Origin of the sequence: Tunicatimonas sp. (assembly GCF_049647865.1) — a bacterium.
Lineage (GTDB): Bacteria > Bacteroidota > Bacteroidia > Cytophagales > Cyclobacteriaceae > Tunicatimonas.
This window is the reverse complement of sequence record NZ_JBARYM010000052.1, coordinates 1-14,167: the sequence shown is the minus strand read 5'-3', so window position 1 is coordinate 14,167 and position 14,167 is coordinate 1. Positions and strand designations below refer to the sequence as shown.

General features: G+C 44.3%; 8 protein-coding genes. 7 read left to right on the top strand and 1 reads right to left on the bottom strand.

Annotated features, from left to right (window positions below; all coding sequences use genetic code 11):
• Nucleotides 1-1,716, bottom strand: a 1,716-nt coding sequence (locus tag WBA23_RS02000) for a metallophosphoesterase family protein (protein ID WP_424580565.1), incomplete at its 3' end; no start/stop codon positions are given.
• Nucleotides 1,717-1,924: 208 nt separating this feature from the next.
• On the opposite strand from WBA23_RS02000, the gene WBA23_RS01995 reads away from it, so the two are divergent.
• The 7 genes from WBA23_RS01995 to WBA23_RS01965 all read left to right on the top strand — a co-directional run.
• Nucleotides 1,925-2,551, top strand: a complete 627-nt coding sequence (locus WBA23_RS01995) for an RNA polymerase sigma factor (RefSeq protein WP_424580564.1) — start codon at nt 1,925-1,927, stop codon at nt 2,549-2,551.
• A 147-nt stretch (nt 2,552-2,698) separates the two neighbouring features.
• Entirely contained in the window at nt 2,699-3,721 is a 1,023-nt protein-coding gene (locus tag WBA23_RS01990; protein WP_424580563.1) for a FecR family protein, read from the top strand.
• A gap of 36 nt (nt 3,722-3,757) precedes the next feature.
• Nucleotides 3,758-7,306: a SusC/RagA family TonB-linked outer membrane protein gene (locus WBA23_RS01985; RefSeq protein WP_424580562.1), complete on the top strand. Its 3,549-nt coding sequence runs from the start codon at nt 3,758-3,760 to the stop codon at nt 7,304-7,306.
• Nucleotides 7,307-7,338: 32 nt separating this feature from the next.
• Nucleotides 7,339-8,907: a RagB/SusD family nutrient uptake outer membrane protein gene (locus WBA23_RS01980; protein ID WP_424580561.1), complete on the top strand. Its 1,569-nt coding sequence runs from the start codon at nt 7,339-7,341 to the stop codon at nt 8,905-8,907.
• A 185-nt stretch (nt 8,908-9,092) separates the two neighbouring features.
• Nucleotides 9,093-11,279: a DUF6851 domain-containing protein gene (locus tag WBA23_RS01975; RefSeq protein ID WP_424580560.1), complete on the top strand. Its 2,187-nt coding sequence runs from the start codon at nt 9,093-9,095 to the stop codon at nt 11,277-11,279.
• Between the two features lie 3 nt (nt 11,280-11,282).
• Nucleotides 11,283-13,106 carry an FG-GAP-like repeat-containing protein gene (locus tag WBA23_RS01970; protein ID WP_424580559.1) on the top strand — a complete coding sequence of 608 codons (1,824 nt, stop codon included), beginning with the start codon at nt 11,283-11,285 and terminating at the stop codon, nt 13,104-13,106.
• Nucleotides 13,107-13,133: 27 nt separating this feature from the next.
• The coding region (locus tag WBA23_RS01965) for a hypothetical protein (RefSeq protein ID WP_424580558.1) at nt 13,134-14,167 on the top strand (1,034 nt) is incomplete at its 3' end.

Genomic DNA, 14,167 nt, shown 5'->3' with positions numbered 1-14,167 from the left:
GTACTGAAGCGATAAAACCGGTTGCTGGTCTGAATTTACCGAAATAGCCTGACATACTCGGTTAATTGTTTGCGGCAAGCGATCTTGCCCCAGCACCCGATAACCTCGGCTAGCTGAGAAGAGGTATAAAGCCGATTGATTCTGCCAAGAACGGGCTTCACAAATATTAGAAGGATTTTCATTTTCTTCGTAAACAAAACGGCCGTGCCAGTGCTGTAGCCCTTCCGAAAAATTACCGTTTAGAATGTTATTACTAGCATTAAGTTCCCATTTATGATTCAACCAAAGAGGATAATTTTCTGAGGAAAACTCACGAAAGGTAGTAGGGTAGTTATATATTTCATCAGTCACCGTATGAAAATCCACCCCTGCTTCGTCGTCGTCTATATTCACCACGGCGATTCCCTGTACTGGCCCGCCAGTGATATCTTCTTCGCCAAACCCCCGAGGGCGAAAACCGGCGGCCGGAAGGTTGATCAAGTTCATTCCACGGTAGGTAACTGCGGTTTTTAGGGAAGCAATCAAGGGGATATGCACGTGGCCGCTGAGTACGTACTTCACGTTGCCGTGTTTAGCCAGTGTATCGAGCAAGGTGCGTTTCACCTCGACTGATTCAACGTAGCTCACTAGTGGGTCTATACCGATAGGATGCGCCGGAATATGTTGTAAAAAGAAGGTGGGCTGATTTTGGTGCTGCGCCAGATCGCGCTCTAACCAGTCAAAATAATGTGGGTGCGTCTCCCAAAAGTTCTTTCGCAATGGATCAGGCCAAACAATGAAATGCCATTTTCCTAAGTTGAAGGAATACAGCAGCTTATCCATTCCGTTAATTTTCTTCTGGGCATCCAGATAATTGTTGAATCCTGAAAGGTCGTAGTTGGCTCCAAAGGTAAGTCGGTATTTCGTTTCGTGGTTGCCTACGCTGTATAACCAAGGAATATCAGCTTGTTTAAAGTAAGCGCGCATCTGCTCAAAATTGGTCTCCTGCCCCTGGCTATCCACAATATCACCCAGTACCAGACAGAAGGCCGGGTCATCTAATAGTGAAACCAAGGATACACTATTTTCAATAAAAGCATTGTGAATTTTCATTCGGGTGATGCTGCCGTTCGTCATATCCTGGGCATCACCACCCTGAGGGTCAGCCATTACGGCAAACTGAAATTGACCACTTTCAGGTGGAATAGTAAAGAAAGACTGATCAACCGTACCAATCTCTTGCGAGCCTAGTAGACCAACTAATACCTCCGCCGTATCAGTAGTGTATTCCAGCCCTTGTTGAGTAAACAGCTCGGATAGGGAGATATTGGTCTTTTCTTCAATCTGAATAGTTAGCTCTGGACTCGACCCCTCTGGGGTTATCCAGCATACGATAATGTAAGGGTAGGCCGTTAAACCAGGCATCTGCCAAGAAAGACTGTTTGCCTTCAAATTCCACTGCTCTACTTCCATGAAGTACGATTTAGCTTTGCGAAGCTTCCCGTTTTTAACGCGCACCTTAGCGGAAATACCACTGGAAACTAACTGCTGACAGCGCACTCCAATTCTGATAAGGTAATCGCCATCTTCATTTTGAAAAGAGTCTAACGTAGGGTATAACTCATCGGCTAAATCCGAACCTAATTGATAGTCGTTCGGATTATTAGCGAGCAGCAATGAGGAGCTAAGACCAAGTTGTTGGAGGAATGTTCGTCGGGAAGAATTTTTACTGACCATAATTCAAAATTACAGAAAAGTAAATAATTAGGCATCGGGTACTATGCTGCTCAAATTTTAATTGGTACAATATACAGGCGAGTACAGGATGGTTTTTTCAACTTGAACCGTTTTTTTTGTTGATATTTTGTTATATTATTAACAATGCTTTACTATTGAGTGTAAGTATAATTTTTATTTAAAGGCTTACTTCTACAACCTCTATACTTTGCAGAGCCGATTCCTCCATATTGACGACACAAGAACTTGGGATGCCTTTCGAGACGGAAACCAAGCGGCATTTGCTCACATCTATCAGGCTTACTTTCAGCTTCTCTACAACTACGGACGTAAGTTTAGCTCCGACGACGCATTAATTGGCGACACGCTTCAGCAGCTATTTACCGAACTTTGGCAGCGTCGTAAACGACTCGGTTCTACGAATCAAATCAGGAATTACCTGTATAAATCATTCCGACGGGCGTTACTAAAGGGTTTAGCAAAACATGCTAAGAGTGACGCAAGCACCGACTCGTTATCCTTTAGTATATATTTATCATACGAAGCTCGTTTAATTCAGCAGCAGCATACTGAAGAACAAGTAGCTGGTCTACAGCAGGCTATTGCTCAGCTAACTGAAAAGCAGCGGGAAGTTGTTTACTTAAAATTTTACGATGGACTGACTTACGCTGAAATTAGCGATGTTATGGAGATTACTTCTGCCCAAGCGCACGACTATATGTACAAAGCATTGAAAGCTTTACGGAAAAATATTAAGAATAATGATAACTACAGTAAAGCGAATACAACGGCTTTTATTCTGTTTTTCGTTTGCAACCTCTTACTCCTTCTTTAAGAACTTTTCATCAAAACTCTTCTATTTCTTGATTTTTACTAAAATTAAAGGTGTTTTATTAGCCTCTCTATAAAATTGAAATTTTTTTCATTCTACCTGACGAGATTTACCAAGTAGCGGCCTTACTACTAGTAGAAACCAACTACTATGGCCAACCAAAAAGTATCAGTAGAACATTTTGCTGCCAATGAGAAGTTTCAGCAGTGGGTGCTAACCCCCAGTGCTGAGCTTAATGATTATTGGGAACGTTGGATTGAAGAGCATCCCAAACATACGTTGGTAGTCAACCAAGCCAAGCAGTTGGTGCTTAGTCTACAAACTCAAGAGGATACTGCTCCAAATAAACTTCAACAAGAGGTATGGTCTAAAATAAAACCAGTCTTACAAAAAGATGCGCCGCGTTCAGTTAACCGTTGGAAGGTACCACCCAGGGTTGGTGTTGCTGCCTCATTAGTAACGGTATTACTTGCCGGAGTATTTCTGTTAAGCAACTACTTCTCAGCTACAACGAATTATCAAACTGCCTACGGCGAAACAAAAGAAATAACGCTGCCCGATGGATCTACCGTAATGCTTAATGCCAACTCAACAATTCAATTTGCCTCAGACTGGCAATTGGCGGAAGTACGAGAAGTTTGGTTGGAAGGAGAAGCTTTTTTTAATGTTTGTCAAATACCCCTATCGACCGATGGTAACGTACGACTACCGTTTGTGGTGCATAGCCGAAATATGGATGTAGAAGTACTAGGAACTACTTTTAATGTAAAGGATCGTCAGGAATATTCGGAAGTAGTGCTTAACACTGGGAAAGTAAACGTAACACCTCAAATGGATCAACAGACGGCACCTATTGCCATGAACCCCGGTGACCGACTGGCTTATTCAGCTAATGAACAAGAATGGAGAATTCAGCAAATAAATCCTGAGATTCCAACCGCCTGGCGTCATCAGGAACTCATTTTTGATGAAATGCAACTGAAGGAAATTGCTCAGTTACTGGAAGATGTATATGGTTACGAAATAGAATTTGAATCAGAAGAAATCAAATCATATGCATTTACGGGAAATATTAAAGCCGACGAAATAGAAATGCTACTTCCTATGCTAGAAAGGTCCTTTAATCTGAACATTCAGCAGGATAGCCAGAAGGTTAACTTTTCCAAGAAATAACGAAACAAGAGATTTTTCACTATAACTATCTTTAGTATGATTAAAATTGTATCTCATCAACAACCTACGCTTCTGCTGGTGGTACTCTGTTTGTTACTACAGAGCCCGCTACTAGCGCAGAATGTAGCACTCAATCACAGCTTTTCGCCAGTAAGCAACCTTCATTCGCAGGATGGAAATAAGCAGTCACTAAAGGCAGTACTTAGCGAGTACGAGCAATTTTACGGCGTGCGATTTAACTACGCGGCTAAGTTAGTTAACGACAAGTTCGTTAGCCCCAAAAAAGCAAAAGCAAAAACACTAGATGAATCTTTAATGAGACTGCTTCCCCCTCTGGGTCTGAAGTACGAAAAACTCAACGACGAATTGGTCTTTATTACCGAGGATAAACAAAGCAAGCTGAAAAAGCTAGGTCCGAAAAAGGTAAACCAAAACCGGAATGCGACCCTGCCACTCGGCGTATTACCACATGTACAAGCTAATCGTTTTGGTACCCCTATTCCGGTAGCAATAGAAAAAAGAATCAGCGGTACAGTTACCGACTTTACCGACGGATCAACTGTTCCAGGGGTAAACGTTCTAGTGAAAGGGACTACTATAGGTACAATTACTAATGCGGAAGGGCAATATAACTTAACAGTGCCTGACGATGCTACTACGCTGGTTTTCTCCTCTATTGGCTACGAACAAGAAGAAGTAGCTATTGCTAACCAAAGTGTTATTGATCTAGTGATGTCTCCTAGCATAGAGCAACTATCGGAAGTTGTAGTAATTGGTTACGGTACGCGGGAGAAAAAGGATTTAACAGGAGCTATTAGTTCCATTAACGGAGACGAAGCTATTCAGAAAACCGCCGCTATCAACCCTCAAGCGGCCATGCAGGGACGAATGACCGGTGTATTTGTGAGCTCACCTGGCGGTGATCCGGGCTCTCGACCTGAAGTGCGAATCCGGGGCGTAGGTACATTTGATGGGGCCGGTGGTTACGCTGAACCTCTGTACGTGATTGACGGTATTCCGGTATCAGAGCCATTTGAGGAAAATGCTGCTCGGGGGGTACCTGTTTTTAGGGATGTTCGCGGTTCTCAAAATATCCTAAACACTATTAATCCCGCCGATATTGAGTCTATTTCAGTATTAAAAGACGCTAGCGCAGCCGCCATCTACGGGGTGCGAGCAGCTAACGGGGTAATTCTAATTACCACCAAAAAAGGGCAAGCTGGTCGACCTAAAGTGAGTCTTAATGCTTCTTATGGGTTTCAAAACAACAACCAACGTCACGATGTACTAACTACCGAGCAGTACTATGACTTCTCTTTGGATATGCTACGAAACGAAGATTTAGATGCATTGGATGATGGTACCTTTGGTTACTATAATCCTAACTCCGATCTATTTCAGGGCGACCGAACCAGCAACGACGATTGGCAGGATGCCATTCAGAACAAAAACGCTCCGATTCAGGATTATAACCTTTCAATATCCGGGGGTAACGAAGCGTCTACTTACTATACCAGTTTCGGCTATGCGAACCAGGAAGGCACCCTTATTGGCAGTGAGGTTGACCGTTATTCACTAGCAATTAACTCCGACCATAAAATAACCGATTGGTTAAAAGTGGGCGAGGTGTTCCGCTTTTCTAAGGTAGATGCCAACGATAACGTAAATCCTGATCTGTTAGAATATTCTCAAATTATACCTTGGCAGCCTATCTACACCGACGATGGTAGGTTTGCTAGTGCTAGCCGAGATATTTGGGGAGCTAATGGTTCCCGGCCAAATGTGTTGGGCCAAGAGGCTACTAATACTAACGAATACGAAACCTTTCGTTCGCTGGGTAATGTCTACGCCGAAGTGTCTCCTCTGGCTGGTTTGCGCTTAAGGGGAACACTTAACTTTGATTATACCAATATGAAGAGAACCGGGCTATCACCAGCCGATGCAGTTGAAAGGTTTAATGGATTAGGTGCTCCGGCCAACGGAACTACTTTTCGCGAAAGATCTACTACTGGTTCTAATATTCAAACTGAATTGTTGTTAGGTTATGATCGATCATTTGGTGATCACAATATCAACTTAGTATTAAATGCTAGTCAGCAGAGAATTAGAAACGAGCTACAGAGTACTGCCTCGCAAAACTTAGTGTTTGTGGCGCCAATCCACAATGAAGCCGATGCTAACGGGGGTGGGTTTTTTACTGATAATGCCCTGATAGGTTATATGGGAAGGCTGAGCTACAACTACGCTAGCAAATACTACTTAGATGCTACTATCAGAAGGGATGGTACTTCCAGGTTTGCGGAAGATTTTCGTTACGGTAACTTTCCTTCAGTATCGGCCGCCTGGCGAATTTCGGCAGAGGACTTTATGCAGGATATTACCTTTATTGATGACCTGAAAATTCGAGGTGGTTGGGGTCAATTAGGGAATCAGGTAACGGCTGACTATCAGTACTTAGCTTTGGCTAATCTTAATCCTAGAGTGATTACCGGGGGCGGTAACTTCGATCAGTTTGAGTACCAAAATGGAGTTACTTTTGGTAGAATCGCTAACCGAATTTTATCTTGGGAAACGGTAACTACTTCCAACATTGGTTTTGATGGACTATTTTTTAACAACAGCTTAAGTTTAACCGCCGAATATTATACCCGCTTGACTGAAGATATTCTACAAGCAGTAGATCTTCCTGCTACCGCCGGTTTTATTGAAAATACTGTAGAGAATATCGCTAGTGTGTCTAATACGGGCATTGAAGTTAACCTTAATTACAACTTTAAAATTGGCGAAGTAGGCATTAATATAGGAGGAAATATTACTACGGTGAACAACGAAGTGCTAAGCACTAACCGCGATAATAATCCTATTAACTTAGGTGATAGACGCATTGAGGTAGGCCAACCGATTGGTTTTATTTGGGGTTATAAAGTAGATAGAATCTTACAAACCCAAGATGAGGTTGATGCCTACGAGGCCGAGATATCAGATAATGCTGGGGGTGCTAAGGGGCCAGGTGATATTGTGTTTCAAAATTCATTCAGCCCAAGCGATGAGGAAGGCGTAGAAAAAGTTGCTGTACCCGACACAATTGTAGACATTAACGATCGTGTATTCTTGGGTAATACTATCGCCGGTCACTTCTACGGTATTAACCTAGGAGCCAACTTTAAAGGCTTTGACTTTTCTATGCTTTGGCAAGGTGTTGGGGATGTGCAGAAGATAAACGGACATCGAAGAAACTTAGAAGGTAACGGATTCGGTCCTAACAAGTCAGTGACGGTGCTCAATCGTTGGACCCCAGAAAATACCGATACTGATCTTCCTCGCTATATTTACAATAACCCCGCGGGTAACGATCGGATTTCGGATCGCTGGGTAGAAGATGCTAGCTTTGTACGGTTACGAAATATTCAGTTAGGATACACCTTACCGACCAATGTCCTCAGCAAAATAGGAGCTTCTAGCTTACGAATGTTTGTAGATGCCAGCAATATTCTGACAATCACTAATTATTCAGGACTTGATCCTGAAAATGATGATAATCCGGTGCCAGCTATATACCGATTTGGCATCAACGCATCATTTTAACTATTTACTATTCATTTATGACAATAAATACGATGAAGAAACTTAGAAATTTAATCCCACTGCTTTTCATAATGTTGTTGCCCTTTGGTTGCGACGACGTATTGAATGAGGCCCGACCCGGTTCACCGACAGAAGATCAATTTATGGACTCAGAAGAGAAGTTTGAGTTTTTGGTTGCGGGTACGTATCAGAAGCTTATCTTCTACTACAAAACCGGAAATCCTAGACATATCCATGGATTCTGGCTATTGCCCGACGATAATCTTACACTGGAGCAAGGCAGCGCGCTGGGCTATGACAATTTCGCGCTGCTGAACTCTAACACATCTTATCTCAACAACTATTACGAGTATTCGTATCAAATTATCAATAGAGCTAACACTGCGCTAGACTTTCAGCGAGAAGAACGCTACGGATTCCTCTATGAAGATCAAGAACTAAGGAGTCACCATCGGGGCGAGTTGTTATTCTTAAGAGGGTACATGTACCTAAATCTCTGGAACTTCTTCAAAGATGTGCCCTTAAATATAGAGGTTATTGACCAGTTTGATCAAACCATTATTGGAAACTCCAGCAACGATGCTGCTTTAGATCAGGCTATTACTGACTTAACTGAGGCCGCTAGTTTGTTGAGAGACAAACCCGCCCGGGGGGGAGGAGTGTGGAATGAAACCGCCTACGGTATGTTAGGTAAAGCACTTATGATGCGAGGAGCTTATGCTAACAACACCGCAGATTTTTCGGCAGCATTGGCTGAGTTTGAAAAGATTACTTCGCGTTCCTTAGCCCCTGAGTTTGGAGATAATTTCAAAGAGGCTACCGAACTTAACGACGAGTCACTCTTTGAGGTGATGGCCGGTAGAAACTCTCAACTAAATAACTGGGTGCTGGATAACGACAACTTTAACGTAGTAGGAAACCTGGGGGCATACTGGGGAATTTTTACTAACAGGTTCGGCTACGATGATCCAACTACCGAGGAAGACGAAGTAGAAACTGACCCTACTTGGGTAAGACAAGAGCATTACCTACCCACCGATAATCTTGTAGCACTGCTAGACGTAACCGATGCTCGGTACCCCGAAACCGTTGATACTGCAATATTTCCATTAGAAGTGAAGAAGTACATGAATTCCCCCCAGACCCACCGAAATGAGTGGGCTAGGCAGCATAATAATCCTAGAATTCTGAGATATGCTGACATTCTTCTCTTGCAAGCGGAAGCTATTGTAAGAACGGGCGGTAGTGTAGTGGAAGCGATTGGTATTGTAAACCAGATACGAGCCCGAGCGGGGGCGGTAGATGCTGCCAGCAATCCTGATGCAACGTTTGTTCTTTATGATCCTGCCGGAGCTACCGCGGATCAAGCACTGGATTGGATTTTTCTGGAGAGAAGAATAGAGCTGGCTTTTGAAGAGTCGCACCGCTGGTGGGATATGAAAAGAAGGCACTGGCTAGGAGAAATCGATCTGACTGCTTATACCCAAGAAGATTGGGGCAGCTTCACAGATGTAGAGTTTACGGAAAATAACCTCTTTTATCCTTACCCCCAGAACGAACTAGTGTTAAATCCTGAATTAATTCAAAACCAAGGCTACTAAATAGCTAATAAAATTTATTATTCATCCGGTTGGCGAGATTATGCCAGCCGGATGTTTTTTTGTTTAAAAGCAGGGCATCTATGCTATGTTCTAGGTTTGAACCTAAACTGCTACAGGTGTTTTACAAAATATAAATCGCTGTAAGACCTAGAGAAACAGCCTTAAAGAAGTTGACTATGGGACTGATGAAGAGAGCCATTATCATATTAGCCTACCTGGGTGTACTGTTTCCAGCTTTCTCTCAATTACCCTCTCATTCAGTAGCTCGGCAGTGGAACGAAGTACTATTGGAAGCTATTCGCAATGATTTTGCTAAACCTACCATTCATGCTCGTAACCTGTTTCACATTTCGGCCGCGGCTTACGATGCTTGGTCAGCCTATGAATCCTCCGCCGACACCTACTTCCTAGGCAAAAATATAGGTAGCTATTTTGTTCCCTTTAATAGCTTTTCCTACAACGAATCCGATGGCCAACTGGCAAAGGAAACTGCCATTAGTTATACCATCTACCGGCTGATGGAACATCGGTACCGAAATTCTCCGGGTTTTACCAACACAAAAACAGCAATGGATTCCCTGATGATTGAACTGGGGTACGATATTAACTTCTTCTCAACGGACTATAGTTTGGGTAACCCCGCTGCCCTAGGAAATTATATTGCCGAGCAGGTTATTGCGTTCGGTTTACAGGATGGCGCGAACGAGCTAGGTAACTACGAAAACATAGCTTATTCACCTGTTAACTCCCCACTATCTTTATTTGGGGAACAGTCCGGGCCTCCGACTGACCCTAATCGCTGGCAACCGTTACAATTTGAAGAAGAATTTATCGACCAGAGTGGCAATCCAATTTCAACCGGGACTATTGACTTTTTAAGCCCGGAGTGGGGCAATGTAGTTCCGTTTTCACTCACTAATTCCAACTCGAAAGTAATTGAACGCGATGGAATAAGTCATACGGTTTACTTTGATCCGGGTCCACCTCCCTACTTAGACGCTACCGTACCAGGAATAGACGACCCTTACAAGTGGGGGTTTACCCTAGTTTCCATTTGGCAGGGAATGCTCGATACCACCATCGATACACTGATCGATATTTCACCCAACACCATTGGAAACATCAACCTAGAAGAACTTCCTACCACAATGGCGGAATACGCCACTTTTTACCAATTAACCACGGGCGGCGATGCGAGTACTGGTTACCAACAAAATCCGGTTACTGGACAACCCTACTCAGAGCAATTAGTGCCCCGGGGCGACTACGGGCGGGTACTAGCTGAGTTTTGGGCCGATGGGCCTGATTCCGAAACTCCGCCGGGCCATTGGTACGTCATTCTTAATGCGGTAGTAGATCACCCCCAATTTGAACGTAAGATGCCAGGCAGCGGCGAAGAAGTGTCGGCGTTAGAGTGGGATGTGAAAGCGTACTTCACCCTAGGAGGGGCAATGCACGATGCCGCTATTGCTGCTTGGAGCGTCAAAGGTTACTACGACTATATCCGACCAATTTCGGCTATTCGCTATATGGCAAGTCAGGGCCAAAGCACTGATTCTGCGTTACCAAATTATTCCCCCCAAGGACTCCCGCTGCTAGACGGATGGATTGAGTTAGTTGATTCAAACGACCCTTTAGCTGGTGATAACCTAGAAAACGTTGATAAAATTAAAGTGTATTCTTGGCGGGGCCACGATTTTGTGAATGAAGACGGAAGCAATGCGGCGGGGGTTGGGTGGCTACTAGCCGAAAACTGGTGGCCCTACCAGCGCCCTTCGTTCGTTACGCCCCCATTCGCTGGGTATGTCTCGGGTCATTCTACTTTCTCCCGCGCTGCTGCTGAGGTGTTGACTTCACTTACGGGTAGCGCGTATTTTCCGGGTGGGGTGGGAGAGTTTGTGGCTTCAAAAGATGAATATCTTGTTTTTGAGAAGGGTCCTTCGCAAGATGTTGTGCTCCAGTGGGCTAAGTACTACGACGCTTCCGACCAGTGTAGTCTTTCTCGTATCTGGGGAGGGATTCACCCTCCGGCGGACGATATTCCCGGACGAAAAATGGGGGCAATCATCGGAAAGCAAGCCTTCGCCTTGGCTGAGCAGTACTTCAATGCTAAAGTTTTAGGAGCGGATGAGGTAATTCCTGATGAACGGATGCTTTACCCCAATCCTGTAGAAACAACGGCTACTTTTCAGGGAAATGCTTCTTTAACTCCCCCCGTACTAATGGATGCAACCGGTAGAAAGATCTCACCATCGCACTACGGACTAAGCCGACAGGGTGATGGTTGGGAATTAGATTTGCGGAGAGTTCCTCCGGGAATGTATCTGCTACTAGGTGCCGACGGTTCTACTACTAAGCTACTAAAGAAATAGCCTATGCAGTACCTTTGGCTCATAGCGCTGATAATGCTTCCTCTAAGTACTACCTTTGGTCAACTTCTACAAGACTACAGTAATATCGCCAGTATCCGCCATTCCGCTGTCGATTCACTAAGAATAGGCGGTGGGGTAGTGGTGTTTGACTACAACAACGATGGGTTGGAAGATATTTACTTAGCCGGTGGCGAAGTCAGTCATCAATTGTATCAGAACCTCGGTAACTTTGATTTTCGTCGCGTAACCGAAGTATCCGGATTATCTCAAGTATCTACCACCTCTTATGGTGCCAATGCCGCTGACCTAAACAACGACGGTTGGGTAGATCTATTCATCGGTACGGGCGAAGGGCAAACCAGTCAGTTGCTAAAGAACAACGGCGATGGTACTTTTTCTAATATAAGCGAGAGTAGCGGGATAGCTACCAATCGGTACTGGAGCACCGCCGTAACGTTTGCTGACTTTAACGCTGACGGACTTCTAGATATTTACGTAGGAAATTATGCTCGTAACCCCACCGTGCCATTATTAGGTAGCAGTGTAAAGGGGGCCTACCCTAATGAGCTTTATTTGAGTACGGGGGATTTTGCCTACGAAGAAGTAGCTAGCTCTGTAGGCGTAGCCGGATCGGGTTTTACTCTAGCTGTGCGCGCCACCGACCCTGATCAAGACCACGATATGGACTTACACGTAGTAAATGATTTTGGTACCGGAGGCAACGAGGGTAACAAGTATTACGAAAACGACGGACAGGGTAACTTTACCGAAAGAAGTCAAGAGCTAGAACTAGACTTAAGATTATTTGGTATGGGAGCTGGTTTAGGTGATTACGATGGTGACGGTGACCTCGATTGGTATATATCTGATATTGGACAGAACCACCTACTTCAGCAGCAAGCCGACGGCACCTACGTTGATAAAACGTCTGAAACTCTCGCTATCGGCGACTACGTTAGCTGGGGGGCTGAATTTTGGGATGCTAACCACGATGCGAAATTAGACTTATTTATGGCCAATGGGGCCGTACTGGCCGAAACCGATCAGCCCCTGCTCTACTACGAAAACTTAGGCGAAAATTATCTATCCACGCAATTGGCTTTGGTAAACACTCCTTTCTTTGCTCGGGGATTCGCTTACGCGGATTTAGACCTCGATGGAGACTTGGATATTGTGGTGAACCCAGTAGCGGAAACGGATACTACGCTCAATCTGACTATTCCGGTTATTCGGAACACGGCTGACCTGAGGTTTGGCGACCGAGGGTACCTGCAGGTTCAAGTAGCTAGTGAGCAATTTACTGCTGATGCTTACGGAAGTATTCTGAAGCTTCATCTTTCGGATGGTAGCCAGTTACTACGCGTGGTTGATAACGGGGGTAGCTTCGCTTCTAAACACAGTAGTCTTATTCACTTTGGTCTAAATACTCATCAGATAGACTCATTAGAGGTAGTTTGGCCTGATGGTAATCGGCACGCATTTAATGGCTTATTTAGAAATTCGGTAGTAAAAATTCACGATACCGAAGGTTTGTCTTTTTTGCGTAAGCCAACTATAACAGCTATCAATCCTGAGTTATTAGGCTCAACGAAAGTGTACCCTGTTCCAGCCCAGGATTACATTACGGTAGAGCCAGCGTTGGGCAGTAGAATTACGGAGGCAAGACTCTATGATTTAGCTGGTCACCTACAGCGAATATATTGCTGCTTAACTAATCATGCTAGTACCTTTCAACTATCTCTAAAAAATATACCGACAGGAACCTACATTCTCGAGGTGGTTTATACCAATCGCCGAACGGTGAAGAGAGTTATTGTTCAAAATTGACTAATTACTATTAATACAACCTGACATATGACTAAGTATATTCTTACTATTCTGTGCTGCATTCCATTGGTGGTCTACGCCCAAGACCCCCAAGATGGATGGGACTTTGATCCAGAACCAGATGATTACGTATCAGGGGCTCGGCTAGACTTGAGCAGCCTTAACGAAGATGTAGCCGGTGAGAACGGCTTTGTGCAGTTAACTGCTGATGGCGAAGGGTTTGCTACCGAAAACGGGGGCGAAATCAAGTTTTGGGCATCAGGTGGAGGTAACTTGGTAAGGGATTTATCGGATGAAGAAGCACAATATTTTGCCAAATTCTTAGCAAAGCGTGGTGTGAATATGATCCGCTTTCACGGGGAGATACATTCAGTTACCAATGACATAAACCAGGCAAATAGAGAAGAAGTAGATGCCATCTGGCAGATGGTAGCGGTAATGAAAGAAGAAGGTATTTATTCTACCATCAGTCCCTACTGGCCAAACTTTATTGATCAAATTCCGGCTGCTTGGGACGTAGGTGACTATTCGGGAACGGATATCAAACCCTGGGCACTGCTGTTCTTCAACGATCGGTTTCAGGAAGCTTACAAAAATTGGCTAACTTATCTCTACACCGAAACCAATCCATATACCGGTATTGCACTGAAAGATGATCCGGCAGTAGGACTCATTCAGATGCAAAATGAAGATGGTGTATTCTTCTGGACGATTCAAAATGTGCAGCCCTCACTGTTAGCGAACATGGAAAGCCAATTTTACGACTGGCTGATTGAAAAATACGGTACTACAGATGCTGCCTACGCAGCTTGGGATAATCTGGCTCCCCTAGAAACTGACCAGCCCGAAGCGAGTCGGATGGGGCTGTACATAATTTGGGAAGCTACTCAGCCTCAATCAGGCGGAAAAGGCCAGCGATTGAGCGATCAGATAGCGTTTTATATGGATGCCCAGAGCGGCTTTTATCAAGAGGTATACGATCATCTGCGCGCAATTGGCTGTAAGCAACTTATCAATACCACTAACTGGAAAACTGCGAACGCAGCCCGTCTGCTAGATGC

Coding starts and splice junctions, on each gene's coding strand:
- WBA23_RS01990 (WP_424580563.1), top strand. CDS start 2,699: ATGGCCAACCAAAAAGTATCAGTAGAACATTTTGCTGCCAATGAGAAG.
- WBA23_RS01985 (WP_424580562.1), top strand. CDS start 3,758: ATGATTAAAATTGTATCTCATCAACAACCTACGCTTCTGCTGGTGGTA.
- WBA23_RS01980 (WP_424580561.1), top strand. CDS start 7,339: ATGAAGAAACTTAGAAATTTAATCCCACTGCTTTTCATAATGTTGTTG.
- WBA23_RS01975 (WP_424580560.1), top strand. CDS start 9,093: ATGAAGAGAGCCATTATCATATTAGCCTACCTGGGTGTACTGTTTCCA.
- WBA23_RS01970 (WP_424580559.1), top strand. CDS start 11,283: ATGCAGTACCTTTGGCTCATAGCGCTGATAATGCTTCCTCTAAGTACT.